This is a genomic window from Spirochaetia bacterium 38H-sp, assembly GCA_039023545.1.
GTDB classification, from domain to species: Bacteria; Spirochaetota; Spirochaetia; order Winmispirales; family Winmispiraceae; genus Rarispira; species Rarispira pelagica.
Genome location: JBCHKQ010000003.1, coordinates 1 through 26,526, shown reverse-complemented (window position 1 = coordinate 26,526; position 26,526 = coordinate 1). Strand labels below are relative to the sequence as shown.

The following is a 26,526-nucleotide window of genomic DNA, read 5'->3' as shown; positions in this document are numbered from 1 at the left end:
TTTGTCATTTTTCTGATAAAACATAGATATGGCTGTTTTTGACTTTGACAGGGTGTGTGTCGTTGCAGAGCTTGGCACTTCTCATAATGCAAACCGCTCGATGCTAGAAAAGCTCATAAAAGCTGCGGTCGCTTCTGGTGCGGATTGGATTAAGGGGCAGGTTGTTTTTGCAGATGAGATTTTGCATCCAGATGCCGGGATTGTTAAGCTTCCAGGAGGAGATGTTGCGCTTTTTGATAGGTTTAAGTCACTGGAACAGGATTATGATTTTTACCGTTTTTTTGCCGAGTTGGTTCTATCAGAAGGTGCTCTGCCTTTTTTTTCTGTCTTTGGCAAAAGAAGCCTTGAGCTTGTCCTGACTCTTTACAAAGACACAGGTGGCCTTTTCCCGGCCCTCAAAATAGCTTCTCCAGAGCTCAACTATTATCAGCTCATTCGGCAAGCTGCAAAATGCATGCCACTTGTGCTTTCTACGGGTGTGTCCAGGTTATCGGATATGGAAAATGCAGCAGAATGGGTAAAAGAATCCGGAGGGGATTTTATGTTCCTCCACTGTGTAACAAGTTATCCTGCTCCGGAAGAAGACTATAATCTTAGTTTATTGCCTCATCTTTCCGCTGTTTTTGGCTGTCCCATGGGGATATCAGATCACAGCAGAGACGCTGTCCTTGTTCCGGCTCTAGCGGTATCGCAGGGAGCTGTTATGATAGAAAAGCATTTTTGCCTAGAGAGAAGTGGAGAAGGGCTGGACGATCCTATAGCACTTACACCGGATGATTTTTACAAAATGGTAAAAGCTGTAAGAAAGGCAGAGACTTCTTCTCCAGAAGATACTATAAAAGAACTTACAGCTGTATATGGCAAAGAGCGCGTGCAGGCTGTTATAGGAGATGGTGTTAAAAAGCTTGCTCAGTCGGAGAGAGTAAACTATGGCCGCACCAACCGCTCAATCCATGCAAAGAGAAATATAAAAAAAGGAGAACGCCTCACAGGGGATGCCGTGTGTATCGTGCGTACAGAGAAGAAACTCAACCCTGGGATTGCTCCTGTTTTCCTTGATGATATTCTCGGGAAGATTGTTGCAAGAGATATAAAATCCGGAGAAGGCATAGTCTGGCAAGATTTTATGATGACCGATTGAGTTTTTTTGTTGAATATAGTCCGCATCTTGGCTAAAATTATATAAATAGGAGGACTCAGGTGCGCAACTTATCTGTATTGTGCTTCTTTTTTCTATTCTTTTCATCTTCTTTACAAGCTGAAAATAATAAAAACATATTGTTTTTGCATTCTTATAATACGGATTATAAATGGACACGTGATATAGACAGAGGATTTAAAGACAGCTTTGTATCGGGGCATGAAGAATACAGCATATATACCGAGTTCATGGATACCAAGCACTACAGTCCAGAACTTATAGAAGATATGTTTCTTGATTATCTTATAGAAAAATATAAAAACACATATTTTTCTCTTATCCTGGTATCTGATGACAATGCACTAGAGTTTATCATAAAAAACCGCAAAAAACTTTTTCCTTATAATCCTATGATGCCTGTTATTTTCTCCGGCATAAATAATACAGAAAGACATATCAACAGAGATAATATTACAGGAATAGCTGAGAAAGTAGATATTTCTGGCACAATAGAACTTATCCTGCATATCCTTCCTTTTACTGATACTATAACAGTTATCACTGATACAACACCTACCGGAAAACTCAATAGAGAACTTTTTATAAATCAATCAAGACTTTATGAAACACGGGTAAACTTTATTTTACTAGATAATGAGACCATAGAGAGTTTACAGAAAAAGCTTTCAAACTTGCCCAACAATTCTGCAGTGATATATCTGACATTCCTAAGGGACGCAGAGGGAAAACAACTTAGTCTCAACCAGAGTATACACATGGTTGTAGAAACATCAAAACGCCCTGTCTTTACCTGCTGGGATTCTTTTATAATAGAAGGCGCTGTAGGTGGCAGAGTACTAACAGGCTATCTTGTTGGGAAAGAGCTTGCTATGCTTGTAGAAAAGTTTATAAATGGAAAAGCGATAAAAGATATTGAGGTCATAAAAGAACCTCTTTCTAGATCGGTAGTTGATTTTTACATGGTTAAAAAATACGGGATACCTATAAACAGAATTCCAGAGGACACAGAAATTATCAATCTGCCCAGGACTTTTTTTTATGAGTATCCCAACATATTCTTTGCAGTACTGGTCACTGTACTAGTGCTGGCCACTCTTATCATCCTTCTTATAATTAGCAACAGAAAGAAAGCCGCAACAGAGAAGCTGTTTAGAACACTGTTTGAAATGCTGCCGGAGGCCGCGTTAGTATATGATTCGTCAGGGACCATACAGCTTCACAACGATATAGCTCTGGAGATTGCAGACAGCAATATCAATAATGTACATAAAAACGGTCTCAAATCCTTTCTAAACATATCAACAGCAGAGACCAGAGCCCTTCTTGAAGAACAGATAAGAGAGAAGGAATCAGTGTTTGAAAGAATAATAGAGAATATAACAGGAAGAGCATTTGAGATATACTCCACTGCCATAAATTATGAGGGAAAAGAAGCAATACTTGCTCTCATCAGGGATATAACAGAAAGAAAAAAAGCAGAGAGAAGACTGGCTATGGCCGTAGAAGAAAAAGACATGCTTCTGCGAGAAATCCATCACCGGGTAAAAAACAACCTACAGATAATAAACAGTCTTATTCAGCTGCAGAAAAACAAAGATATACCCGCCCAGGCAAAACAGGAACTGGAGCAGATACAAAGTAGACTTGCTGCCATGGCAATAGTCTATGAACTTCTGCAACAAAAAAAACAGAATAACAGGATAAACCTGGATTCGTATTTGTCTACTCTGGTTTCCCAGATAAAACAATCTCTAGGTACACAGACTGCAAATATAGAATGGATTATCTTTGCAGAACCCATAACAGCAGGTACAGGAGTAGTAATCCCTCTGGGACTAATACTCTCAGAGCTTATAACAAACAGCATCAAGCACAATCAAAAAGCAATAGAATCATCGTTTAAGATAGAAATATCACTAAGCAGAGAAGAGCATGAGATACTACTGCTATATTCCGACCAGGGGTCAAAGATAGATATGCAAAGCATAGAGAATAACAAAAACACACTGGGTATAATGCTTATAAAAGAACTTGTAAGGCAGCTTAACGGAACAGTGGGATACTCATATGAGGAAGGTAAAAACAACTTTACAATACGCTTTACTGCCCTATAACAGAAATAATATGCTGTACAACTTCTGACAAAGCACCTTGTCCTACACCTTTTTCTGTAATATAAGAAACCTGCCTTTTTACGCTCTCGCTTGCATTTGCAACAGCATATCCGTATCTTGCAGCAAGAAGCATATCAACGTCATTCTCAGCATCACCCATCGCCCATATCATAGAAGAAGATATACCATATATGGCTGCCAGCTTAATAAGAGCCTGTCCCTTGCCAGATTCTGGATTTACAAGCTCAATATATATTGGCTTGGAAAAAAATGCAGAAATTTCTTTTCCTGCAAGTTCTAGTAGACTAGGAAAATATTTTTTAAGAATATCAGGCTCGTCATGTAATAAAATTTTTGGAGTATCCCATGTAAAATCATCATAAGATATTATCTTGTAGGGGACATCAACAGACCGATAATATTTTTCGGCTTTTTCATCTTCATAGAATACATAAAAGAGGTTATTATCATACACTTGGGGGAAAAGGCCGTTATCAAGAGAAAAGGCAACTATTTTCTTTGCTATTTTATTATCAAGACGGGCAGAAAAAAGTTCTTTTCCCAAGGGTGATTTTATTACTACACTGCCGTTAAAACTTATGGCAGGCAGTTCCTCATCTTCCCATATGTTCCTAACAATGCTGAGAACAGAAGATACAGGCCTGCCGGAGGCTATTACAGGCAAAATTCCCATGGAAGGGAGTTTACGCAGCAGACTAAGATCTTCGGCACTTATAACTCCCCCCTCAGGTATAAGCGTACCGTCCAAATCACAAGCAAGAATGGCTTTATAACTCATTTCCAGTGGTTCCTATGTACATAGGAGGGATTATATCTGTCTCTAGATTTTTTTTCTTCTGCCGGATAGCCAAGAGAGATACAGGCTACGGGCAATATATTCTTAGGAAGCTCAAAAATATTGCGCATAGCATCAATTCTTTCTTCTCGCGGATACACGCCCAGCCAGCAGGCTCCCAATCCAAGGCTATTGACAGCAAGAAGCAAATTTTCTATGGCTGCAGAGCAATCCTGGATAAGATACCCCTCTAGCCCCCCATGGGCTGCAGACAAATCGCCACAAACAAGAATTCCCACCGGTGCATCCACAAGAAACTTGCCATGAGGTAGTGCATCCGCTGTTTTTTTCTTGAGCTCAAAATCGTCTATTATTACAAAACGCCAGGGGTCTTTTGCAACAGCAGATGGAGCTGACATGGCAGCTTTTAAAATAAGCTCTAGGCTAGAATCCTCTACAGGATCTGGTTTATACTTTCTTATGCTCCTTCTAGAGAATATGTAATCTAAAGCTGGAGATTTTTTCATAGTCCCAATGTTAGCATATTATTGCTCTTTAGTCACGATTGCATCTGCCAAACATCTATAAATTCTCTGTACCTATCCATAAAACTCTTCTTATCAAAATCAAAGCTAAGAAGAGAAGCCCCACCCAGCAGGTGCCCTATCTTTCCCAGAAAGGATAGACCTCTATAGGGTTTAAGATATCTGAGTTTTTCTAGAGAAAAAATAAGTTCTTCTACTTCTCCAGATGCCCAGTCTGATAAAACACCTGCAGGAGGAACAATTATCCCTTCTGCAGGGAAACAGGAGTATAGAAAATTTTTTAGCTCTCCTCTGGTAAATCTATTGCTAAACGCCAACATGATATTCTTTATGACATCAAGACCTGCAGGCTCTAAAAGAACATCATTGGTGCAAACATCACACATGCCGCATGGACTATCTTTTACCCCCATTTTTATCAATCTACATTCGTCATAAGCAACAAGCCAAGTCCAATCCTCATGGGGCAAGGATTCAAGTCCGTATCCACCTATGAGAATGATGATGCTGGTGCCGGAAAGCAGCAACCTCTCTGTCTCGGATACAGAAGGCAAGCACAGAGGAGAAGCTGCTGTACAGATTATCCCCTCAGGAATAGAAAAATGCTTACAACCCTTTTCTACAATAAGACTGCAGCCTTCTTCTATGATTCTGGTCTCACTGCCCTTATGTCCCCACAGATAAGCAGAAAACTCACGTGCCTCCCAGGGGCTTGTAAATCTAAGCTGTACTGACATGGGAGCAGGAGCCCCATCAATTATGGTCCTAACCCATCTTCTTACTGACAAAACAGGTATAATACTTATCATTATACATATTTAACCTGTTTTTTATCCTATTTGCTTCAAAACAAAGTTAATACTCATCAAAAAGTGGTACAGAATACGCACTGCGCACAAACAATATAGGAGGCAAATTCTCAAATTTCTCAATTTGTTTATCAAATCCCCGCTTATCCAGAGAAAACCATCTTGCCAGACCTGCACCGCGCTGTCCAGGAGCCCCCATAAGTATAAGGCTGGCATCAGAAGAATGCTCTGAAACAATATCATCAAAAGGTCTCTCGTCCTTATCAAGGACAAGGATAGAGCCATCAAGCCTTGACAACTCAAGCAGAGATTCTAGTTCTTTTTTTTCTATCTCGTTTTTTTGGTTGTCATCGCTGAGCATTCTTATAAGGCGTATTTCTTTCTTTTCAAAACCAAGCTGTAAATCGGTCTCTCGTATTATGTAAGCAAGAAGAGCCATAAGGTTACCATTGGATTTCCCCTTCCACCATACATCGATACGAGGGCTTTCCTGAAAAGCACTACCATGTTTGTATATCAGAACATGCTTTCCCTGAGAGGAAAACTCATCCATCAAATCAAGGTGGTTGAGTCTTCTGTCAAGCGGAAGCATAACAGTATTTACCCCAAGACCACCAGGAAGAGAAGCAAATGATGCTCCAACAATAAGAGAAGAAAAATCGCTCCCTCTCAAAACAGAGGCTTCTGGCGGAAGCTCGGGGAGTTCTTTGCCCGCAGGTAAAAGAGCGTTGAGAAGAGCCAAACCCTTAAAAGAACTTATTCTCTCTGCTATCTCCAGCTCAGGCTTTAGATAGGAAGTCTCATCCGCAAAAAAGAAGACACCAACAATGGGTCTCCAGTTTTTTGTTCCCTGTATCAACCTCTTTGCTCTTTTAAAACCCCATTGCAATACAGAAAATATAAGCCCCCACCACACGCCTTCTAGCTTATTGCCAGCTCTAAAACGGAGAAGAAGGAAAAAGAGGATTAGCTGTGATACAAAAACTCCTATTCCTATCCAGATATTAAATAGAGCTATAACCCCTATAGCAAAGGCAAAACCATAGAAAGAAACAAGCCAGTGCCCTTTAAACGTAGGCCTAAAACTAGGATTACCGCTTATCCTCTCAAGAAAAGCAGCAAGGTTTATCCAGCCATAAACAACCAGAAAACATATACCCACAACAGTAGAAACAAAGGTCAGGTCTCCAGACCAAATAATGGAAACTGCTATAAGGAAAGTAAGCACTGTTGCCCATCTTGGCTCCCTGCCATCTTTAAAAAAATCACGGCCAAGAAAGCTTATGAAGTTGGGAAGAAGTCCGTCATTGGCAAGTGTATGCAAAGTTCTGGGAGCAGTCAAAAAGTAAGCAAGCGCAGAAGAGCCAGTTGCAAAAAGGATGCCTATAAGCACCATGTAGGAGGCAAAAGGAACGGTAGAAGAAAAAATCTTTACAAGCGAAGGGACGCTGCCATCTGCCTGAGGCAAAAGGAGCTCCGGTCTCATAAGACTAAAAACATAGGTAACAACAAGATATCCCAGAAGAGTCACAAAAATGGCAAGAAATGTTCCTATAGGAAGAGAGCGTCTGGGATCCTTGAGCTCCCCACTCATCCCTACTCCAGCATCTATTCCTGTAACAGCTGGAAAAAATGCAGCAAAGGCTGCCCAAAAACCAATGGCATACCCTGCACCTGTAAGGTTGGGTGCAGATGTAAATATACTTTTTCCCACAACAGATTTCTCAAAAAATGGAGAAATCATTATGCTACCAACGGCAGCTATGAGGATAAAAAATATTAATAACTGTATTTTAGATACAAAATCAGCTCCTACTAGTGCTGCGATAAAAGCAATGACAGATAGGACAGTCGCTAGTAGCTGTTTCTGCAGTGCCACCGAAATACCTGCGTCTGCTGCCCATGATGCATACATGGGAATTTTCATAAGAAGGGGCTGCAGGGGTTCCGCAAAACCTATTACATAGAAACCTATGGATACAGCCTGCGCAAGATATAGCTGTATACCTATGGAACCTCCAAAGGCTTTGCCAAAAGAACGTTTGGCAAGTGCATACATCCCGCCAGAACCAACTTTTCTCAGATTGGTTACACAGTCGGATATAGAAAATGTCGTTGCAAATGTAACGCTATTTGCAAGAACAACGATAAGCAACATATTATAGAAGCCCATGGCACCTGTAAGCATGGGAAGCACAAGAAAAAGTACAGTGCCAAATATGGCTTCAAAAGAGGGAATAAAAACTCCCTTAAAAGTTCCAAATCCTTTTTTTGCCATAAATACCTCTGCATGAGTATAGTCTTGAGAGTAAGAGAATTGCAAGATATTAAAACAATTATGAAAATAAATTTTACATGGTTGATAAATTCTATTTTTGTTCTGTGCACATACATGTTATGCGTAAAAAATCTGATAGATACCACGCATTTTACTGGATTCTACAGACATATAAAAAAGGCTGACTGCTTATGCAGTCAGCCGTTCGGTATAAATTATGTTTTTATTTTTTCTTTTTTCTTTTGCTTCTGGGCACCTTTTTCTTTCCGCTCACAAGGGCTTCGCCTGCAGGAGTACCATTGTCAATAGTTTTTTCTTCTTTTACAGGTTCCTGACTAGCTCTTTTCTCAGCTTCAATGGCCTTTTTTTCTTTGATAGTCTCTTCTTCTTTCTTTTTGCGTGTATAGATTGCCATCATGATGGGAGAGGCTATAAAAATAGAAGAGTATGTTCCTACGATTATGCCTATCATGAGGGTCAGAGCAAAGCGCTGTATCTCACCTGTTGCAAAAACATATATGGCTGCAACAGCTATAAAGGTGGTAAATGATGTTATGAGAGTTCTGCTGAGTGTCTCTGTTATGGAGATGTTGACTATGTCTTTAAAGGGTTTTTCCTTTAAAAGTGTTGTGTTCTCTCTTATTCTGTCAAAAACAACGATGGTATCGTTTATAGAGTAACCCACTATTGTGAGTACAGCAGCTATTGTGGCTGTAGTAAACTCAAGCTGGGTAAGACCTATTATGCCAAGAACCATGAGAGTATCGTGAAACAGTGCTGTTATGGCACCTATGGAGTATGAAAACTCAAAACGAAACCATACATAGACAAGCATAAACAAAAATGCAATCAAGACCAGTGTAACGGACTGGGTTGCAAGTGTTGCAGAAAAACGCGGCCCTATGTAGTTGGAAGAACGTTCTTCCACATTGGATGAGCCAAAGGCAGAAGAAAGAGCAGAGAGTATCTTCTCTCTCATCTTATCTCTAAAATTATCATCATTTCCTTCCTGTTTCACCTTGATGATAAACTCATTTGCCTCGGCATCTCCAACCTGCTGGATCTGCGCATCAAGCCCAGAAAGAGCAGCTCTTACTTCTTCTATATCCACAGGTGAAGAAGATTTTATGGACACCTGCTCTGTCATACCAGCTTTAAAATCTATACCCAGGTTAAAACCGCCATTGAGATAGGTTCCCACTGCACCGCCTATTATAATGAGCAGGGAAATGGTTATTGCTATGAATCTGTATTTTGTAAATCTTACTACCTTCATCTTAGAGCCTCCAGGAGATGCTTAACTTCTTGACCTTGAGCTGCTCAACGCCAAAATCAAAAAGGAGTCTGGATACAAACAGGGACGTAAACATTGATGACATTATTCCAAATGCAAGAGTAACTGCAAAGCCCTTGATAGGACCGCTTCCTATCGAGGAAAGAAACAGAGCAGCAATAAATGTCGTCACATTGGCATCCACAATAGTCCAGAATGCCTTACCAAAACCGGCTTTAACCGCAGCAGCGGGACTTTTACCAAGTCTGAGCTCTTCTTTTATTCTCTCGTATATAATAACATTGGCGTCTACCGCCATACCAACAGTAAGAATAACACCGGCTATACTGGTAAGAGTCATGGTGAAGCCAAGCGGAGAAAGTATAGCGGTAAGAAGAAAAAGGTTAAGCGTAAGCGCAATATCCGCTACAAGCCCGGCACCCTTATACCAGAGAAGCATAAAACCTGCAACAAGGATAAGACCGTATATGATTGCCTGGACACCCTGCTTTATAGAATCTTCTCCAAGAGAAGCACCTACCTTTTGATAGTTTTCTATAACAAGGTCTACGGGCAAAGCAGCAGTCTTAAGAAGAGTCTTAACCTTCTGAGCCTCGTCTATGGAGAAACCTTCTATCTGGACACGATCCCTTATGGCACTCTTTATGACTGTCTTGTATTCTTTAACCTTGCCGTCAAGAACAATAGCCAGCTTCTTGCCTATATTGGCGCTTGTAAGCTTATAAAAAATCTCTCCACCCTCAGCACTAAGAGTAAACAAAACAAGCGGCTGTCCGTTATATAAACTTATGCGCGCGTCCGTAAGATAAGAACCATCAAGTCCCACCTCATCATAAATCGCAACGGAGTACATAAACTTATCAGAACCATAATTATCCTTGACATAGTATCCAGCAATTCTTGTGCCGGCAGGGACAAAATCCACACGGGAAGCCAACACCTCAGGAGTCATAGCACCATTGGCATTCTGGTACTCTATAAGCTTCTGAGTTGTTTCCTCATCCACAAGGTGAAAAGTTAGCCTACCCTTACCTGCTATAAAATCATTAACCCTAGTAGGATCAGGATCTCCGGGTATATCAATAACAATCTTCTGATTCTCAAGACGCCTTATCTGTGGCTCTGTAACACCAAACTGGTCTATACGGTTGTTGAGAATCTCCATAACGCTGTCCATAGCCTCATTCTTCTGTTCTTCCGTAGGCTCTTTACCCAGCCTCTCAGCAAGAGAAGTAAAATCCGGCGCAAGAGTTACGGATAAACCGCCTGACAAATCCAGACCAAGCTGAAGACTCCCGCTTCTTAAATCCTTGAGAGCAAGGATTCTTTCTCTCTGATAGTCCTCAATCTCCTCAAACAGCTTAGCCTTACCCGGAAAAACAGAAAGCAGATTGGCATAAGTCCATTCTGCAGGAATATCTTTCTCCAGTCTCTGATAATACTTCTTGGCAATATCGATTAGAAAGGAAAACTTCTCATCAATCTTTGCATCGGGATTAGACTTGACAAGCTCAATAAGCTCAGAAGAAAGATCCGCAGCAAAGGACTGTGCATACACCCGGATTTCTTCCATAGAAGACTGAGCAATCTTTTTGTCTTCCTCGGAAACAAAAAAATACCACTTTACAGTGGGATAGAGGAACCAACCTCCAATAGCCATAACAGCGAGAACTATAAAAAGACGCGCTTTCTTACTCATAGAAACACTCCAGTTGCAAGATATAATTACTCATTGTCCTTGCGGACGACCTTTAAGCCAGAATCATCCTTGGCAGTAGACTCCTTGCCCTCTTTCTCTCTGCGGGCAATAGCACTCTTCTCCATAAGCAGTGTAGAATTATCATCCACCTTGATAACAACAGTATTCTCCTTGACAGCCTGTACAACACCGTGGATACCGCCTATTGTTACAACTTTATCACCCTTCTTAAGCGATGCAATCATCTTCTGCACTTCTTTTTGCTGCTTATTCTGAGGCCTTATAATCAGAAAATAAAAAATCAAGAAAATAAGACCGAAAGTTATAAAAGTAAAAGTCATGCTGCCGCCGGAACTAGCACCTGCACTCTCCGGTGCGGCCGTTAATAAAGACAAAACCCCTGATATACCCATGTTTTTTTCCTTCTATAAAAAAGATATGTAGTAGGTCAAACTACCACGTAGCACCAAATAAGTCAAGTTGATAAAAATACCTCATACCGAACGGCCTGCCCGCAGCCTATTATGAGAATAAACAGCAAAAATCTGCGGGCAGGCCTGCCTGCGGCATACAAGAAAAACAAGCTTGACCTACATATCGCAAGACTATATGCTTTAACAATAAAAACAGGAGAAAACAATGAACATAGCAATATTTATGGACTGCTATCCGCCAATGAAAAACGGCGTCATAAGCTCTGCTCTTATGTTAAAGCGAGGACTGGAAGCAAGAGGCCACAAAGTTGTTGTAGTATCCGTAAACGTAGAAGGAAAAGAAATAAAAGAAACAGAGGACACACTTCTTTTCCCTCAGATATCTTTAGACTTTGGCTCAAAACAAGGCTTTGGTTATGCCCTAATCAACAGAAAAAAATTAATAAACTTTCTAAATAAACACAATACACAGCTCATACACATACACACAGAGTTCCCCGTGGGAAAGGCAGGGATAAAAGCAGCAAAGAAACTGGGAATTCCCTATGTTGCAACAAGCCACACACTCTGGGAACAGTACAGTAACTATTCTTTTCTTCTCAAGATAAAACCACTCGTAAGAACATACCTCAAAAATGTATACAAGAAGGCAGAGATTCTTATACTACCATCATTAAAACTGATGGACTATTATAGAAAGCTTCTAGGAGAAAATAAAAGAATAGAAGTTGTACCCAATCCAATGGATACAGAGCTTTTTCTGCCCATGTCAGAAAACGAGATAATAAAACACAGAGAGAAACTTGGCATTGCCCGGGATGCCATAGTTATAAACTGTACAGGAAGAGTAGGCCCGGAGAAAAGGGTTATAGAAACTTTTTTTGCCATGGCAAAGGCTCTCAAAAAATCCACTAACGCATTTGCACTCATAGTAGGAGACGGTCCAGAGCTAGAGAAGCTAAAGAAGATAGCAGAAAAAGAAGGCTTGTCTTCTAGGGTAATTTTTACAGGTTTTGTAAACTGGGAAGAGATCAAGCTGTATTACGGAATATCCGATATCTATGTTACAGCTTCTACATCGGAGATAGACGGGCTCACACCTATAGAAGCAGCTTTGTGCGGCAATGCAATAGTGGTGAGAAGAGACCTTGCTTTTTCTGATAAGCTAGAACCAGGAAAAAGCGGTTTTTTTGCGGACACTGATGAGGAGCTTGCAGACTATCTTATAAAGCTCATAGAAGATAGAAAGCTTCTGGAAAGTTTTAAGAAGTTTTCTCCCCAAGTAGGCAGGAAAAGAAGCATCCCTCTACATGCAGAAAAGATGGAAGCCGTATATATAGAAGCAATTTCTTCTGGCAGATAACACTTGCTCTACCCCATACAAGCCAAAGGCAGGAGTAACTGCGGCACTCCTGCCTTTTTTACTACAATCGCCGCAGGTACGACGTTCGGTTTTATATTTTTTAAATCAGGCATGCAGTTTTTGCTGTTCTTCTTTTTGCGCGGGAAGGAGATATCCTGTTCTTAGGCATGTGTTAAATAGTGTTCTGTCCATCCATGTCTTTGTGCTTATGATATCACCGTCGTGATACTTGGTGATTCTCATGAGGAGTTTTTCCTCTGTCTCGGAGAGGATTTCTGCATATGTGGGGATTTTACCTTTTACTTTAAAGTACTCTACTCGCATGTCCACTCCTTGTCATGTACTGTTTATTTTTTCGGCATTTTTCCGAGGGACAAAAAGAGATATTTGTAATATTATTTAATTGTTTTTACATAGTTTTAACAGTTTTTTTATATTTGCTTTATATTCTGCGTTTAATTTTGCTTTGGGAGTGATTTATGGTAAATAAACTAGAGGAAGAAATTGTTATCTTGCGTGACAATATTTTTAAGATGGGGCTTGAGGTTGAGGAAGCTCTAAAGCTAGCTCTCGCAGCTCTCAAGGAGAAGAATACAGCTGCATGCGATTCTGTCTTTGAACATGAGGAAAGGATTAACAGAATGCAGGTAGAGCTTGAAGATTTCTGTGCTCAGCTTCTTGCTTCTTATACACCTGTTGCGAGCGACCTAAGAGAGATTCTCACATCTTTTAAGCTTATCTCCAATATAGAGAGAATTGGCGACCATGCTGTGCATTTTGCAAAGGCCCTCATCAGACTAAATAATAAGGAGCTTCTGGATGAGTTTGGCCAATTTTTTTATATGCTTGAGGTAGGCATAGATATGTTGGACACAGCTCTTAAAGCATATGTAGAGCAGGATGCTAATTTGGCAAGAGAGACAGCAAGCAGGGATGAGAAGATAGATACCATGCATAACGAACTTCTTTCCCATCTTTTTGAACTGATAAAGAAAAATCCAGAGCTTGCTCAGGATTTTACTTCTCTTCTCTTTCTAAACAGGTTTATGGAAAGACTTGGTGACCATGTTACCAATATCTGTGAGTGGGTCGTATACAGTGTAACCAACAGGCATGAGGATCTCAATTGACAGGAGACAACATGAAGGCACATGTGCTTGTTGTGGATGACGAGCCTGACATAAGAGAACTTGTTGCTTTTAATCTTGAGCGTGAGGGATATAGAGTCAGCACGGCAGAGGATGGAAACACAGCTCTGCAGATCGTCCGCAGCGAGCTACCTGACGTTGTTGTTCTTGACCTCATGCTCCCAGGTAAGGATGGACTTGAGGTCTGCAGGGACTTAAAAGCAGATAAAGCTACTACAAATATCCCAATTATAATGCTTACAGCCAAGGCAGAAGAAGCTGATATCGTCATAGGCCTTGAGCTGGGAGCAGATGATTATGTTACCAAGCCTTTTAGTCCGAGGGTTCTTCTTGCAAGAATCAAGGCGGTCTTAAAGCGCGTAAAAACAGAAAAAACCGATGTTACTGGTCTTGTCTCCATAGGTATCCTCTCCATAGACCCGCTAAAACATAGAGCAGAGGTAGAAGGTAAAGCCGTGGAACTCTCAGCTACGGAGTTTGATATACTTTATTTTCTTGCAAGAAATCCCGGGTGGGTTTTTTCCAGAGCACAGATAATAGATGCAGTAAGAGGCAATAACTATGCTGTAACCGAGCGTTCCGTTGATGTGCAGATTCTCAGTATAAGAAAAAAGCTTGGTAAGGCACGGGATTATATTCGTACCATAAGAGGAGTGGGATACAAGTTTGAAACCTGACAACAGAAAAAGCTCGGTTTCCTATGGAAATCTATTGTTTATTTTTGCTTTTTCCCTGGTCATTTCTATTCTTGTAACCATTTTTATAGGCATATCGGAGACAGCAAAGAATATAGATATACAGAAAAAGCAGGCTCTCGCCTTTGCATCTTCTCTTGGAATAGTGCTAGAAAAGAGGCAGGATGCTTCCGCACCGCTCAATTTTTTCTCCGGCGCATACTTTAAATACAAAATATTATCAGATAAAGAATCCGGCATTCCCTCCGACCTTCCCTATGCTTGGTATGACAGGGGTCTCATAAAGGTAGCCAGTAACATCTACAACTCAAGTCAAGTCCTTTTGCTAGAGCTGCCGCTTATAAATCCTTTTCCTTACAGTGCAATACTCATACCTCTGATGCTCAACTCGCTCATATCCTTTCTTTTTATCTTCTATCTGCTTATAAGACAAAAAACATTTGTAGAAGAAATCTCAAAAAGGATAAAAGCTCCTCATCCTCCCCTTCTCTCCACAGGTTCTGGATTTTTCTCTCCATTTATAAGGATCATAGCTCCTCTCGAGCAAGCAGCTCTGGAGAGGATAATCAAGACGGATTCAAAGCTTGACAGGACAAGAGCAAAACTGGAGGTATACGAGCTTATAACAGAGCATATGGAAGAAGGCATAATACTCGCGGACGAAAAATTGAGGGTAAGCTACGCAAATCCTGCAGCACTTAAGATGTGCGGCATAAAAGAATCCGCAACAGGAAAACCAGTAGGAATGCTTATAAAAAACAACAGCCTTATAGAAAAGATCCTGAGGTGCTATGAGAATAAAAAAGGTGCAAGATACGAATACTGTCCTGACGGAGAAAGATACCAGGAAATAAGCATAAGCCCTATAAGTCTCAACAGGGAAGAAAATAGTGCAATAATAGTCATAAGAGACATAAGCAGCATAAAAAAACTGCAAAAAATAAGAAAGGACTTTGTTTCCAACGTCTCACACGAGCTTAAAACCCCCATAAGCAGCATTATAGGATATACGGAAACCCTTGCAGAAATAATCTCTCCAGAAGACAGCACTGCAAGACGCTTTGCAGAAACGATACATAACAATGCAGTACGACTTGGAAACATAGTGGAAGACCTTCTCATGCTCTCACGCATAGAGCAGAACAATACAGAAATAAAAAAAGCTCCTCATTCCCTCTCTGAGCTCATACAAAAAGCAATCGATACAATAAACAATGCAGCAGAAGAAAAAGGCATAACAATCAGCACTGTAGAAAAACCGGATATCACAATAATGGCAAATCCCGGACTAATGATACAGGCGCTGGGGAATATCCTGGACAACGCAGTAAGGTACTGCCCGGCAGGCACAACCGTTACGATAGACTGGCAGGAAGAAGCAGACATAAGCAGAATAATCATAAGGGATAATGGCCCGGGTATACCACAAAAGGACCTGTCCAGAATCTTTGAGCGTTTTTATCGTGTAGAAAGCTCAAGAAACAGGAATACAGGCGGGACAGGCCTTGGACTGGCTATAGTCAAGCATATAGTAGAAAGTCACGGGGGAGGTATAGAGGCAGAAAGCCCGCCTACAGGCGGCACACAGTTTGTCATAAGGTTAAAAAAATAATGGACCAAACGTCGGAAACGCTCAAAATAAAGTAAAAGAAGAAGAAAGCATTTCCTCCTGCAAAAGACATATGCTAGGCAAAAAAGCAGGAATAAAGATAAAAGATACAGCCGTAGGCAGCGCAGCCAAAGGCTGCGCGTTCGGGCTATATTTTATAAAAAAAAGCCGGGCATCCCCGGCGATATGTAAAGGCCTCAGGCCTGTAGTCCTTAGCCAAATCTTCCCGATATGTAATCCTCTGTCTTCTTATTCTTTGGATTGAGAAACAATTCTCTAGTAGGGCCAAACTCCTCTATATATCCTGCTCCAAGCTCTTCGTTGAGATTAAGAAAAGCGGTATAGTCAGAGGAGCGGGCAGCTTGCTGCATGTTGTGAGTAACGATTATAATGGTGTATTCTTTGGACAGCTTCTGCATTAGCTCTTCTATCCTGGCAGTGGATATGGGGTCAAGTGCCGAGGCAGGTTCATCCATAAGGATTACTTCCGGTTGCACGGCTATTGTGCGTGCTATACAAAGTCTCTGCTGCTGACCACCGGATAGAGCCAATGCGTTTTTATCTAGGCTGTCTTTTACCTCGTCCCATAGTGCAGCTTCACGAAGGCTGGTCTCAACTATCTCGTCAAGTAGGCTTTTGTCCCTAATGCCATACATTTTTGGTCCATATGCCACGTTATCATATATGCTCTTGGGAAAAGGATTGGGCTGCTGAAAAACCATTCCTATACGCCTCCTGAGCATAACTGGGTCAACATCCTTATCGTATATATCCTGCTCGTGGAAATAGACATTACCCTCTATGTTTACGTCAGCTACTATCTCATTCATACGGTTAAAGCAGCGCAAAAGTGTGGATTTACCACAGCCAGATGGACCTATAAAGGCTGTTATCCTGTTCTTGTATATAGGCAGGTTTATCTCGTGTAGTGCTTTTTTGCTGCCGTAATACAGGGACAAAGACTCTGCTTTTATTACTATATCCGGCTTGTCTGTTTTTTTCTCTTTTTCTGGAAGTTTGCTTTTTATCTCTACCATTTTATCTCTCCGTTTCTTTCTCAGACTTATTATCTTTTCTTGACAGAAAACCTGTGTCTTAGATACACGGCTGTTCCGTTTAACAATATGAGTGTTGTAAGCAACACAACTATTGCAGCAGGCACTACCCCATGCTGAAACTCATTCTGCGGATAATCGGACCATGCAAATATCTGCAACGGCAGTGCACCAAATGCTGATAAAAGCCCTCTAGGAGGACTAAAGATGGAGTGAGCCACTCCTACCATTATCAGGGGTGCCGTCTCTCCCATTGCGTTTGCAAGCGCAAGTATAAGCCCGGTAAGTATACCAGGAAATGCCTCCGGCAGCACAACAGAAGATATCATCTGCCACCTGGTCATCCCCATACCAAGAGCAGCAAAACGTTGGCTGTCCGGAACACTTCTTATAGCTTCCTGGGAAGAGACTATAACTATGGGTAAAACTCTCAGCATAAGGGTCATAGATGCTACAAGCAGACAGCCTATAGGAAGGCCAAACAGACCTACAAAAAGCCCCAATCCCAAAAGCCCATATACAATAGAAGGAACTCCCGCAAGGTTGGCTATATTGGTTTCTATAAAACGCTTGAGTTTCCCATCACGTGCATATTCTTCCAGATATATTGCAGCAAAAACCCCTAACGGCAGAACCATTATTCCCACAAGCAGTATAAGATAAAAAGAACCCAAAAGGACCGGCCAAACACCTGCCTTTTCTGCAAACCTTGATGGTCTGCTTGTAATAAACTGCCAATCCACCCAACCAAGAGAATCAGAAAAAACATACACAAGAAGACCTGCAAGCGCAGCAATACCCCACAAGGCAGCAACAAAAGCAAAAGCTATAAATACCTTATCCTTACCCTTTTCTACTAAGCTGCTGTGCCACCATGCAGGCTTATCAAGTGCATTTTTAATCTTATCCGCTGTCATTGATACTTCTCCCTGAATTTTTTCTTTATCTTCTGGCTAATCAGATTGAGAGCCAAAGTAAATAAAAACAATAAAAAACCTACAGCATACAGGCTCATGTATGCAGGACTGTCACCAGAAACATCGCTTAACCCCACCTCTACCATTGCAGAAGTCATTGTCTGTATTGGCTTTAAAAAAGTATCACTAAGGTTGAGAAGGTTTACAATCCTGGGCATTCTACCGGCAGCAATGGTTACTGCCATGGTCTCGCCAATAACCCTGGATATTCCAAGGATAAAGGAAGAAGTTATCCCTGACAATGCAGAAGGAAGCACAACAGTCCTTATAGTCTGAAACCTTGTCATTCCAAGACCATAAGCACCGTAGCGGAGTTTATCCGGCACAGCTCTTATCGCATCCTCGCTTATACTGCTTATAGTGGGGATAATCATTATTGCCACGACAATGGAAGCGCTGAGCACATTAAAAGTGGAAATATCCGGAAAAAAATTACGTAGAAACGGAGTAACATACACAAGAGCAAAATATCCATAAACAACAGTGGGTATACCTGCAAGAATCTCAAGAGCAGGCTTGAGAACAGCACGCAATCTGGGCGGAGCATACTCAGCAAGGAAAACAGCAGTAAGCAAACCCACAGGAAGAGCAATAAGTGCAGTTGTAAGAGTAAATGTAACAGTACCGCTCAATATGGGAAGAACCCCGTATCTGTAGGGTTTTATGGTAGGCGCCCACTCAGAACCCATCATAAAATCCCACAAAGATACATTTTTAAAAAAAACAACAGAATCCACCAAAAGAACCGCCACTATACCTACCGTAACAACAACGGACAACACAGCAGCAGAAAAAAACAAAATCCGCACCCTTTTTTCCAGTTTGTGCGGCGGATCGGAAATAACTATCCTACGTCTGTCTATACCCATTCCCTACCTCAAATGACAAAAATAAAAGAGGAGAGGCGTAAGTCGCCCCTCCAAAACCTTATTAATTCCCGGAAACTTCCTTTACAGCCTTCTCAAGCTTCTCAAGATTCTTCTCTACTACATCATCGGTTACAGGCACATAACCTATCTTGCTTATAAGAGAAGTGTTTGTCTGCTTGATATAATACTTGACAAACTCTACAATCTCAGGTCTGGAAAGGACACTTTTTCTCACATAGATAAATATAGGTCTAGAAAGAGGATACTCATAAGTACGTGCTGTCTCAAGAGAAGGAAGCACACCCTCAATCTTGAGAGGCTTAACCTTGTCCTTGTTTTCAAGATAATAAGCCATCCCAAAGTAACCAAGCGCATACTTGGAAGATGAAACTGCCTGGACAATAGTATTGTCTTCCTCTGTACCCTGATAGTCAGCACGGCTTACGCCTTCCTCACCCATGACCTTCTCAGTAAAAAAGTCAAAAGTACCGGAAGCACTGGTAGGCCCATACAGCTCAAAAGGTTCATCAGGCCATGACGGATCCACATCGCTCCATTTTACAGCAGGATTTTCCGGTCTCCAAATCCTATTGAGCTGCTTTATACTGATACCATCAATCCAGTTGGCATCCGGACTTACAACAACCGTAATAGCATCTGTAGCAACCTGAAACTCCAGAACATCATCCCCACTATCACGCACAGCAGCAAGCTCAGAATCCTTGATGGGACGGCTGGCGTCATTGATTTCTGTTTTGCCCGGAATAAAAAAGTTTTTAAAACCTCCGCCCGTTCCCGTAGATTGTACGGCAATCTGAACATCGGGATACATGGCAGTAAAATCCTCGGCTACAGCCGTAGTGATAGGATACACAGTACTACTGCCTGCAATCCTGATAGTACCTGACAACGAGCCCTCCTCGCCCTGAGGTCCCGCAAACAAAACAGCACTGGCAAGTGACATTACTGTCAATACAAAAAAAATTTTCTTCATGCCTAATCCTCCTATGGCATATTAGGTATGACAATAATATCAGGTTCAAATGTTAAAATAATGTTAAACCAATATCAAAATTCAAATAAAACAAACCGAACGGCATAATGCGTGCACAAGGAAGAAACACAGGTGAGAAAGGCACGCATTTGCCTGCCTTAGGCAAATATGGAGCACATAAAAGAGAGTTAATATTGCATCTCTTCCATTTTTTCCCGCCGGGGAGCAGCACTGACCGTGCATGTGCACGGTCAGTGCGTTCGGTATAAAAAGGTGATATGAATATGCTATGGTTTGACATTTCTCATATATTTTCATTTTTGCATAATTATGCTATTTTTTTCTATATTTATACTTTGGAGGGATAATGGGTAGTGTTAAGGATGTTAGGGTGCTTGTGCCTGCGTCTGAGAATGCTCCGGGAATAGGACGCTTTGTTTTTTCTGACAGATATTCTGTTTTTGACTGGGGTAAGATGCCGGATGATATAGAAAATAAGGGGTCTGCAATTTGTATTGCTACTGCTTATTTTTTTGAACTGCTGGAAAATATGGGTGTTAAGACTCAGTACCGCGGTGTCGTGGAGGACGGAGAGGTAAAGCCGCTTGCAGAGGCTAAGGGTCCTATTAACGAACTTGAGTTTGACCTTCTCAGAGTTATAAAGCCCGAGCTTAAGAACGGATCTTACGATTACTCTGCTTTTTCCTCAAGACCGGGGAATATTCTTATCCCGCTTGAGGTTATATATAGAAACAGTCTGCCTGCAGGCTCCAGCGTTTTTAAACGTTTGGAAAGGGGGGATGTTACTCCTCATGAGCTGGGGCTAGATTCCATGCCGGTTCCCGGACAAAGGCTATATATGCCTATTCTGGATGTGTCGTCCAAGCTGGAAGAGACTGACAGGTATATGTCATGGACAGAAGCCAGAGAAATTGCAGGTCTATCCGACGATGAGTACAATCTTTTGAGAGAAAGAACTCTCATGCTTGACCAACTTATAAGCGAACAGGCAAGCAGGTTGGGGCTTATCAACGAGGATGGTAAGGTTGAGTATGGGTTTGATATAGAGCGCAATCTTGTTGTTGTGGATGCTCTAGGCACCCTTGATGAATGCAGGTTTACCTATAAGGGTATTCCCATGAGCAAAGAGGTTGCACGTATTTTTTACAGGTCTTCCGACTGGTATAGGAGGGTTGAAGAGGCTAAGAAGAAAGACAGGCTGCACTGGCGCAAGCTGGTAGGAGAAGGTCCCAAGCCTCTTCCTGAGCGTTTTAGGAGCGCTATTTCTGCTCTTTATATGGCTTATGCCAATGAACTTACAGCACGCGAGTGGTTTGATGTCATGCCACTTTCCGAGGCTATTGCTGTAATCGAGGAGTTTATTTCCTGATATGGAGACGCTTATTCTTGATGTTTCTTCTTCTTCCATACGCAGGGCTGCCGGGGTTCTGCGTTCCGGCGGCCTTGTTGCTTTTCCCACTGAGACTGTATACGGGCTAGGGGCCAATGCTCTTGATGCATCTGCTGTGGCCAGGATTTTTGAGGCAAAGGAAAGGCCTTTTTTTGACCCCCTTATCGTTCATGTCTCTGATTTTGACATGGCAGAATCTGTTGTGACTTATTTCCCTCCCATAGCCCGCAGGCTTGCAGAGCGTTTTTGGCCGGGACCTCTTACGATTGTTCTTCCGCGTGCGGATAAGGTTCCGTCCATTGTAACTTCAGGGCTTTCTACCGTAGGTGTACGTATGCCTGCTCACACTGTCGCAAGAGAGATTATCCGCGCTGCAGGTGTTCCTGTTGCTGCTCCAAGCGCAAACCTTTTTGGGAGATTGAGTCCCACAAAGGCTTCTCATGTGATAGAACAACTTGATGGTCGGATTGGGATAGTACTTGACGGAGGGCACACTACAGTTGGTGTGGAATCCACAGTAGTCAGGGTTACAGACGAGGAGGTAGTGCTTCTCCGTCCAGGAGGGCTTGCCATAGAAGATATAGAGTCTTTTCTGCATATGCGGCTTACAAAAAAAACAGATTTTTCTGCACACAATAAGGCCGATGCTCCAGATATGCCAAAGTCGGTTTCCACCTCTACACATGGTAAGAATGTGTCCTATTTTACATGTAGCAAAGATGTATCTTCTTCTGACAGAGAGAGGTCTGCTAGTGAGAGCCCGGGCGAGCTTGAGTGGCACTATGCACCTGTTGTACCACTTGTTTTGCTTGAGGAGCTTGCTTTTGAGAAAGGCTCTTTCCCAAGGGAAGCCCTGTCACCCGATGCAGGGGTACTTGCCTTCCGAAGGGTGCCGGAGGCCGCTTGCGGGGTATGTAGGGTTTTGAGCACTGCGGGCAATATGTCGGAGGCTGCGGTAAGGCTTTTTGATGCGTTACACGAGCTTGAGAATGCAGGGGTGAGTGTGATTTTTGCAGAGTCTGTACCAGAAGAAGGGCTTGGGCGCGCTGTTATGGACAGATTGAGAAAGGCTGCTGCGCGTTTTAAAAAAACATGAGCTTTTATGTCGGGCAGCTCTTACAATGGGAAAAATGCGCAGGAGATATGGCAGCCTTCTTCCGAGATGGAAGATGTTAAAATGTCTGCTTTACCTTTGGGAGGAACTCAGAAAGTGTTTGCCGGAGGCAGGAGTACCTGCGCCATTTTATGAAGTACTGCATCTTGGAAAGGCGCAGGTACGACGTTCGGTATTATATGTATTAAAACAGGTAAGAACCAAGGCTTATTTTAATTGGAACCCACTTTGTGCCGTCTATATTGGTATCGGTAAGCCGCCATTGTGTTGACATGGAGAGGACTAATACGGGGGCAAACTCCAGTGCAAAGCCTGCTCCTGCTGTGGAGACTTGTGTTCCGTCAGAAGGTGCATCGTCCCAGAAGTAGCCGTTGTCGCTAAATATGTACAAGACAGGCCATATAGCGAGATTGGCTATGATTCCTGGAGAAGGAAAATAGAATCTTACCTCTGCATTGGCAGCCAGCGAAGCTAGCGTATCAAGCCCGTGTCCATCTGCTCCGCGTATATACTCCCAAGCATATCCTTTACTGTAAAATGGGATTGCATCACCGTATACGTACTCGCCTCCTGCGTGGACTGCGACTACTATACAAAACTCGTTTTTGCCTGTATCAGAGTCAAAGGCCGTAAAGGCATACGAAGTGTCCGCACCAAATGCGGAGTAGCTAAGACTGCCTCCCGGAGCACTGCCCATAGTGTCAGGCATTGTAAGATACCATACTTCTGCATATGCGCCCTGCACATACTGATGAACCGGATGAGGAAGTCTATAGTTGATAAAAAACGATGCTTTAAGAAAGCTGCTCAGAGAAGCATTTTTTTCCGGAATATCAGAGGAAAACAGAAGCTCATTTTTCTTAGCATCATTTATATTGTTTCTTAGCTCACCTTTATAGGATAGATCAAGCCCTATATAATCGTGCTTACCCTCTGAGAGAAAGCTCTGTATAAGCCCTGACTGCCATGACAATAACCAGTAGGAATAAGAGCTGTCTTCTGCGTTATAACCTGCGGTGGGATGTGAAAACACAGAGCCGTCAGGCAACCTGTAGTAGTTATCATAAAAATAGCCGCCTTTAACCCCGACATATGGGATTGTGTCCATATTATCCGATAAAAAACCAGAAAACCTGTACCCTGCTATTGCTCCCAGTCCCCATACTGACAGCTCAGGGGTAACAAAAAAACCGGATGTGCCATTTTTTTCTTCCTGAGCAAAGATGTTTGCAGTAAGGAGTATTGCAAGACAAACAATCAACAAAAAGATATTTTTTCTCATAAATGCTCCTTTATATATTTTATTTTACTGCTTATCATATTATTTGTCTCGCTTATACCACCCTATGCCTGTAGCACTTTTTATCCTCAATAACACAACCCTCATTTGTTTTTTTTTACAAGCCTGCTTTTAAAAAGTTTTTATACCGAACGTCGGGACTGCGCCATATACGACAATAAGACAACAAAGGCGCAGCCCCTCCTGCCCAAGGCAAAGACATGGACTCAGAGACTTTTACATGCCCACTTTTATTTTATGAGCCGGAAAACAGACAAAAAGTGCGATATCTTTGACGGCTGGTCTATCGTATCCTTTTTTCTTCATTATACAACCAAAACCATTTTATAATCGTAATCGTCTCTATTTCTACCTCAAAATATTTTTTTACTTTTTTCTTTATCTTTTCCATCCTTCCGGTAAATCCTTATGGTAAGCATCGGTAATTGTATGCTTCTGTATGACCCTAAATCCAGAGTAACGGCAAACCTCTGTTATTCTGCTCAGCACAGAGGAGGATTGGTTAAAAAAACAAATTAAAGGGGAAAGGTGTGTAACAAGCAGTTATGAGCACCACCATTCTACCTCCCGGTAAGTTTTTTAAAGGCGGAGCGCCATCACGTTCTTTTATCAAAAAGCCAAACAAACGTTCAAAAAAATTAAGCATCAAAGAAGACATATTTGCCCAATTCGTGGGTGAGCCAAAGATCAGAATATCAGAACCTGCCAACTTATGTTCCAATTCTTCTATGTCAGCTCTGTATATACATCCCCCCCTTTGTCTGACAACTATAACAACCTTTACAAAAAGCAAGATTAGCATCGGATAAATTTACAATATCTGTCTCATGTCCATTTTCTTCTGCTATAGCTAAAACAGATTTCAAAGCCTTGGCTATTGTGCCATTTTTATGATAACTACCATTTATCGTCAATATCTTCATATCGTCTCCATTTTTTTAATTTGCAAACTACTCCAAATATATCCGATGTTTTCTTATTTATTAGAATCTCTTCTTACAGATAGCATATATCTCATTGTGCATTTAAATTCTTTATTTATATCAAAAAGTTCTGTAATCCTTATTTCCAGAACTTTATATTATGAAAAAAACACTTATCAATCTTGTACTGCTCTAAAAATAATCATCCTATATGGAATGCCTATTTATCACGCCTTAATAAGAAAAAAGCAGCTTATCCATTTATTTTACCGGAAGCTTGTTTAAAGCGTTTCTTGCACAATAGTATCAGCTAATCCGGCAAAATAAATTTTTAAAGAAATGTATTTATGAGTTTATCTTTACTATGGTCTGATAATCACGGCTATCAGTATAAATCTCGTCTTTTAAAGGGTTTAATTTTTTTCTAAATATTTTTATAAACTGATATCCTGCCAGGGCAATATTGGACAGAAGCGCAAGCAAGCTCACTACAAAAAAGGCTCTCGGATCATGGGTGGAGGGAACAGGTAGAATACGATCCACAAAAGAAGGAACCGTCATTACAAACATAATCCAGAGGCTCAATGTAGAAGCCCTGTGCTGAAGCCACGCACCTTTTTTTATAAAGAACGCAGGAATAGTGCAGGAAAGCAACAGAAGCAAACCGGCATAAAAAGAATGGTCTGCTATACAATTGTATACATAGGCAAAATTCCACAGGTCATAGGCAATAATCCAGCTCCAAATCATATCCGGCCAAATCATATCTTTGGAGGAATCTTTTGATATAAATATACCGGACCAGCCACAGATGGTGATGATATTGAGTATCCCGGCTATACCGTTCATTATGTTCCATGGGCCTGACATAAGCCAAAGGTTATCCACATAGCCGCCATCCCATAGACCAAAAGAAAAAACCTGAAAATCCCTTATAACTGCTTCCAGAATATTGAGCGCCAGAATCAACGGAGGGAAAAGTAAGACCCACTTTTTTTTTACCAATCCCGGAACAAAGCGTATGGCCCAAAAACCGAGAGCACCTGCCAGAGCAGAATAGGTTTTGACCCAAACAAACCATGTTCCCGTACCATACTCGTTTCCAGGAGGATTTGTCTTTGGCCAGACAAAGAGAGTCAAAAACAAAGGAACAAATAAGAAAAGTATCAGTCCACCCCACTTTGTAGTACGTCCCAATTCGTTAAAGGCCATAAGAGCAAAAAGGATAAAAATCCCAATCCCCCATGTTGTAGCATTGGGAACATTGTACAGAAGTCCCATAGTCTTCTCCTTATTTTTTATTGTAAGTCACAAATATATATTAAAACAAGATATTTTCTTATAATGCAAAATAAGGCTGTTTTAATATATAGCATAATTGCAGAATTCTATATCAATGAATATAATTATTCTTAGCAGCTTCGCTTTTTATGCGCCGGAAGGCAGGCAGAAGCTGGCCTTCTGCCGTTCGGTCTATTGTGTTTTTCTATTTTTTATCAACAAAAGCGTCTGATCGTCAGAGAGCATTGTATTTTGCGTGTAGTTTTCTATTTCTTCTTCTATTTGCTTTATCATATTTTCTGCGTCCAGATGTCTGTGCTTTTGGAGCATTTTTATTAGTCCGTTTTCTCCAAGTGCTGTACTGTTTATATTTGTGGCTTCTGTTATCCCATCCGTGTATAATATGATGGTTGTGCCGGGAGAAAGTTCTTTTTTTATGTTATGATAGTTGCTTGATGTTTCCAATCCCAGAGGGAGTCCTGCTGTGTCAAGTTTTTTTATCGTAGCGTCGCTCTCTATTATGATGGCAGGAAGGTGCGCAGCACTAGCGTATTCCACAGTGTCTGCTTGCGGAGAAAGTTTTATTATGCTCATGGTGGCAAAGACACCTTGCCTGGTGGATTTTGTGAGAAATGTATTGATTATGGAGAGGATTT

The 26,526-nt window shown here is 41.5% G+C and carries 24 protein-coding genes; 8 read left to right on the top strand and 16 right to left on the bottom strand.

The features are described 5' to 3' along the window. Nucleotides 1–28 precede the first annotated feature (28 nt). Nucleotides 29–1,141: an N-acetylneuraminate synthase family protein gene (locus WKV44_06950; protein ID MEM5948277.1), complete on the top strand. Its 1,113-nt coding sequence runs from the start codon at nucleotides 29–31 to the stop codon at nucleotides 1,139–1,141. Nucleotides 1,142–1,200: 59 nt separating this feature from the next. Continuing rightward, nucleotides 1,201–3,276 carry an ABC transporter substrate binding protein gene (locus tag WKV44_06945; GenBank protein MEM5948276.1) on the top strand — a complete coding sequence of 692 codons (2,076 nt, stop codon included), beginning with the start codon at nucleotides 1,201–1,203 and terminating at the stop codon, nucleotides 3,274–3,276. Here WKV44_06945 and WKV44_06940 read toward each other — a convergent pair. The 7 genes from WKV44_06940 to yajC all read right to left on the bottom strand — a co-directional run bounded on the left by WKV44_06940 (nucleotide 3,263) and on the right by yajC (nucleotide 11,110). Further along, the gene (locus tag WKV44_06940; GenBank protein ID MEM5948275.1) at nucleotides 3,263–4,075 is read right to left on the bottom strand and encodes an HAD family hydrolase; all 813 of its coding nucleotides are present in this window, start codon (nucleotides 4,073–4,075) and stop codon (nucleotides 3,263–3,265) included. The genes WKV44_06945 and WKV44_06940 overlap by 14 nt on opposite strands. After that, the gene (locus WKV44_06935; GenBank protein MEM5948274.1) at nucleotides 4,072–4,599 is read right to left on the bottom strand and encodes a nitroreductase family protein; all 528 of its coding nucleotides are present in this window, start codon (nucleotides 4,597–4,599) and stop codon (nucleotides 4,072–4,074) included. Before WKV44_06935 ends, WKV44_06940 begins: the two co-directional genes overlap by 4 nt. 32 nt (nucleotides 4,600–4,631) lie before the next feature. After that, nucleotides 4,632–5,426 carry a hypothetical protein gene (locus WKV44_06930; GenBank protein ID MEM5948273.1) on the bottom strand — a complete coding sequence of 265 codons (795 nt, stop codon included), beginning with the start codon at nucleotides 5,424–5,426 and terminating at the stop codon, nucleotides 4,632–4,634. A 46-nt stretch (nucleotides 5,427–5,472) separates the two neighbouring features. Next, the gene (locus WKV44_06925) at nucleotides 5,473–7,704 is read right to left on the bottom strand and encodes an amino acid permease (protein MEM5948272.1); all 2,232 of its coding nucleotides are present in this window, start codon (nucleotides 7,702–7,704) and stop codon (nucleotides 5,473–5,475) included. A 223-nt stretch (nucleotides 7,705–7,927) separates the two neighbouring features. Further along, nucleotides 7,928–8,980 carry a protein translocase subunit SecF gene (secF, locus tag WKV44_06920; GenBank protein MEM5948271.1) on the bottom strand — a complete coding sequence of 351 codons (1,053 nt, stop codon included), beginning with the start codon at nucleotides 8,978–8,980 and terminating at the stop codon, nucleotides 7,928–7,930. A 1-nt stretch (nucleotide 8,981) separates the two neighbouring features. After that, nucleotides 8,982–10,697, bottom strand: a complete 1,716-nt coding sequence (secD, locus tag WKV44_06915) for a protein translocase subunit SecD (protein ID MEM5948270.1) — start codon at nucleotides 10,695–10,697, stop codon at nucleotides 8,982–8,984. Between the two features lie 26 nt (nucleotides 10,698–10,723). Further along, entirely contained in the window at nucleotides 10,724–11,110 is a 387-nt protein-coding gene (yajC, locus tag WKV44_06910) for a preprotein translocase subunit YajC (GenBank protein MEM5948269.1), read from the bottom strand. A gap of 226 nt (nucleotides 11,111–11,336) precedes the next feature. Between yajC and WKV44_06905 the strand changes: the two genes are divergently transcribed. Next, complete coding sequence (locus WKV44_06905; GenBank protein ID MEM5948268.1) at nucleotides 11,337–12,494, top strand: glycosyltransferase; 1,158 nt, start codon at nucleotides 11,337–11,339, stop codon at nucleotides 12,492–12,494. 105 nt (nucleotides 12,495–12,599) lie between these two features. Here the strand turns inward: WKV44_06905 and WKV44_06900 are convergent, their stop codons facing one another. After that, nucleotides 12,600–12,818 (bottom strand): hypothetical protein, encoded by a 219-nt coding sequence (locus WKV44_06900; protein ID MEM5948267.1) that lies wholly within the window; start codon nucleotides 12,816–12,818, stop codon nucleotides 12,600–12,602. Between the two features lie 155 nt (nucleotides 12,819–12,973). Between WKV44_06900 and phoU the strand changes: the two genes are divergently transcribed. The 3 genes from phoU to WKV44_06885 are packed head-to-tail and all read left to right on the top strand — an operon-like array spanning nucleotide 12,974 to nucleotide 15,949. Next, nucleotides 12,974–13,624, top strand: coding sequence for a phosphate signaling complex protein PhoU (gene phoU / locus WKV44_06895; GenBank protein MEM5948266.1), 651 nt, complete (start codon nucleotides 12,974–12,976; stop codon nucleotides 13,622–13,624). Nucleotides 13,625–13,635: 11 nt separating this feature from the next. Continuing rightward, entirely contained in the window at nucleotides 13,636–14,319 is a 684-nt protein-coding gene (locus WKV44_06890) for a response regulator (protein MEM5948265.1), read from the top strand. After that, entirely contained in the window at nucleotides 14,309–15,949 is a 1,641-nt protein-coding gene (locus tag WKV44_06885; protein ID MEM5948264.1) for an ATP-binding protein, read from the top strand. Before WKV44_06890 ends, WKV44_06885 begins: the two co-directional genes overlap by 11 nt. Nucleotides 15,950–16,158: 209 nt before the next feature. Here the strand turns inward: WKV44_06885 and pstB are convergent, their stop codons facing one another. From pstB to WKV44_06865, 4 genes are all read right to left on the bottom strand, one after another. Beyond that, complete coding sequence (pstB, locus tag WKV44_06880) at nucleotides 16,159–16,983, bottom strand: phosphate ABC transporter ATP-binding protein PstB (protein MEM5948263.1); 825 nt, start codon at nucleotides 16,981–16,983, stop codon at nucleotides 16,159–16,161. 29 nt (nucleotides 16,984–17,012) lie between these two features. Further along, on the bottom strand, nucleotides 17,013–17,918 hold the full coding sequence (gene pstA / locus WKV44_06875; GenBank protein ID MEM5948262.1) for a phosphate ABC transporter permease PstA: 906 nt from the start codon (nucleotides 17,916–17,918) through the stop codon (nucleotides 17,013–17,015). Next, entirely contained in the window at nucleotides 17,915–18,847 is a 933-nt protein-coding gene (pstC, locus tag WKV44_06870) for a phosphate ABC transporter permease subunit PstC (GenBank protein MEM5948261.1), read from the bottom strand. Before pstC ends, pstA begins: the two co-directional genes overlap by 4 nt. Before the next feature lie 61 nt (nucleotides 18,848–18,908). Further along, entirely contained in the window at nucleotides 18,909–19,841 is a 933-nt protein-coding gene (locus tag WKV44_06865; protein MEM5948260.1) for a PstS family phosphate ABC transporter substrate-binding protein, read from the bottom strand. Between the two features lie 367 nt (nucleotides 19,842–20,208). On the opposite strand from WKV44_06865, the gene purC reads away from it, so the two are divergent. Both purC and WKV44_06855 read left to right on the top strand, forming a co-directional pair. Further along, a complete protein-coding gene (gene purC / locus WKV44_06860; protein ID MEM5948259.1) occupies nucleotides 20,209–21,231 on the top strand; it encodes a phosphoribosylaminoimidazolesuccinocarboxamide synthase in 1,023 nt (340 codons plus the stop codon). A 1-nt stretch (nucleotide 21,232) separates the two neighbouring features. After that, nucleotides 21,233–22,348 carry an L-threonylcarbamoyladenylate synthase gene (locus tag WKV44_06855; GenBank protein ID MEM5948258.1) on the top strand — a complete coding sequence of 372 codons (1,116 nt, stop codon included), beginning with the start codon at nucleotides 21,233–21,235 and terminating at the stop codon, nucleotides 22,346–22,348. A gap of 202 nt (nucleotides 22,349–22,550) precedes the next feature. Here WKV44_06855 and WKV44_06850 read toward each other — a convergent pair whose 3' ends face one another. The 4 genes from WKV44_06850 to WKV44_06835 form a co-directional block, all read right to left on the bottom strand. Then, the gene (locus WKV44_06850; protein MEM5948257.1) at nucleotides 22,551–23,648 is read right to left on the bottom strand and encodes a hypothetical protein; all 1,098 of its coding nucleotides are present in this window, start codon (nucleotides 23,646–23,648) and stop codon (nucleotides 22,551–22,553) included. Nucleotides 23,649–24,168: 520 nt separating this feature from the next. Further along, complete coding sequence (locus WKV44_06845) at nucleotides 24,169–24,468, bottom strand: NAD(P)H-dependent oxidoreductase (GenBank protein MEM5948256.1); 300 nt, start codon at nucleotides 24,466–24,468, stop codon at nucleotides 24,169–24,171. Nucleotides 24,469–24,934: 466 nt separating this feature from the next. Further along, on the bottom strand, nucleotides 24,935–25,870 hold the full coding sequence (locus tag WKV44_06840) for a DUF5692 family protein (protein MEM5948255.1): 936 nt from the start codon (nucleotides 25,868–25,870) through the stop codon (nucleotides 24,935–24,937). 192 nt (nucleotides 25,871–26,062) lie between these two features. Continuing rightward, nucleotides 26,063–26,526 (bottom strand): PP2C family protein-serine/threonine phosphatase (locus tag WKV44_06835; GenBank protein ID MEM5948254.1); only part of this gene is annotated, 464 nt, incomplete at its 5' end.

What these genes read in the sequence shown, in the direction of transcription:
- secF (MEM5948271.1), bottom strand. Translation starts at nt 8,980, where the DNA reads ATGAAGGTAGTAAGATTTACAAAATACAGATTCATAGCAATAACCATT.
- WKV44_06840 (MEM5948255.1), bottom strand. Translation starts at nt 25,870, where the DNA reads ATGGGACTTCTGTACAATGTTCCCAATGCTACAACATGGGGGATTGGG.
- WKV44_06850 (MEM5948257.1), bottom strand. Translation starts at nt 23,648, where the DNA reads ATGAGAAAAAATATCTTTTTGTTGATTGTTTGTCTTGCAATACTCCTT.
- pstB (MEM5948263.1), bottom strand. Translation starts at nt 16,983, where the DNA reads ATGGTAGAGATAAAAAGCAAACTTCCAGAAAAAGAGAAAAAAACAGAC.
- purC (MEM5948259.1), top strand. Translation starts at nt 20,209, where the DNA reads ATGGGTAGTGTTAAGGATGTTAGGGTGCTTGTGCCTGCGTCTGAGAAT.
- WKV44_06855 (MEM5948258.1), top strand. Translation starts at nt 21,233, where the DNA reads ATGGAGACGCTTATTCTTGATGTTTCTTCTTCTTCCATACGCAGGGCT.
- yajC (MEM5948269.1), bottom strand. Translation starts at nt 11,110, where the DNA reads ATGGGTATATCAGGGGTTTTGTCTTTATTAACGGCCGCACCGGAGAGT.
- WKV44_06900 (MEM5948267.1), bottom strand. Translation starts at nt 12,818, where the DNA reads ATGCGAGTAGAGTACTTTAAAGTAAAAGGTAAAATCCCCACATATGCA.
- WKV44_06845 (MEM5948256.1), bottom strand. Translation starts at nt 24,468, where the DNA reads ATGCTAATCTTGCTTTTTGTAAAGGTTGTTATAGTTGTCAGACAAAGG.
- WKV44_06925 (MEM5948272.1), bottom strand. Translation starts at nt 7,704, where the DNA reads ATGGCAAAAAAAGGATTTGGAACTTTTAAGGGAGTTTTTATTCCCTCT.
- WKV44_06930 (MEM5948273.1), bottom strand. Translation starts at nt 5,426, where the DNA reads ATGATAAGTATTATACCTGTTTTGTCAGTAAGAAGATGGGTTAGGACC.
- WKV44_06935 (MEM5948274.1), bottom strand. Translation starts at nt 4,599, where the DNA reads ATGAAAAAATCTCCAGCTTTAGATTACATATTCTCTAGAAGGAGCATA.
- WKV44_06940 (MEM5948275.1), bottom strand. Translation starts at nt 4,075, where the DNA reads ATGAGTTATAAAGCCATTCTTGCTTGTGATTTGGACGGTACGCTTATA.
- pstC (MEM5948261.1), bottom strand. Translation starts at nt 18,847, where the DNA reads ATGGGTATAGACAGACGTAGGATAGTTATTTCCGATCCGCCGCACAAA.
- WKV44_06905 (MEM5948268.1), top strand. Translation starts at nt 11,337, where the DNA reads ATGAACATAGCAATATTTATGGACTGCTATCCGCCAATGAAAAACGGC.
- secD (MEM5948270.1), bottom strand. Translation starts at nt 10,697, where the DNA reads ATGAGTAAGAAAGCGCGTCTTTTTATAGTTCTCGCTGTTATGGCTATT.
- WKV44_06950 (MEM5948277.1), top strand. Translation starts at nt 29, where the DNA reads ATGGCTGTTTTTGACTTTGACAGGGTGTGTGTCGTTGCAGAGCTTGGC.
- pstA (MEM5948262.1), bottom strand. Translation starts at nt 17,918, where the DNA reads ATGACAGCGGATAAGATTAAAAATGCACTTGATAAGCCTGCATGGTGG.
- phoU (MEM5948266.1), top strand. Translation starts at nt 12,974, where the DNA reads ATGGTAAATAAACTAGAGGAAGAAATTGTTATCTTGCGTGACAATATT.
- WKV44_06865 (MEM5948260.1), bottom strand. Translation starts at nt 19,841, where the DNA reads ATGAAGAAAATTTTTTTTGTATTGACAGTAATGTCACTTGCCAGTGCT.
- WKV44_06890 (MEM5948265.1), top strand. Translation starts at nt 13,636, where the DNA reads ATGAAGGCACATGTGCTTGTTGTGGATGACGAGCCTGACATAAGAGAA.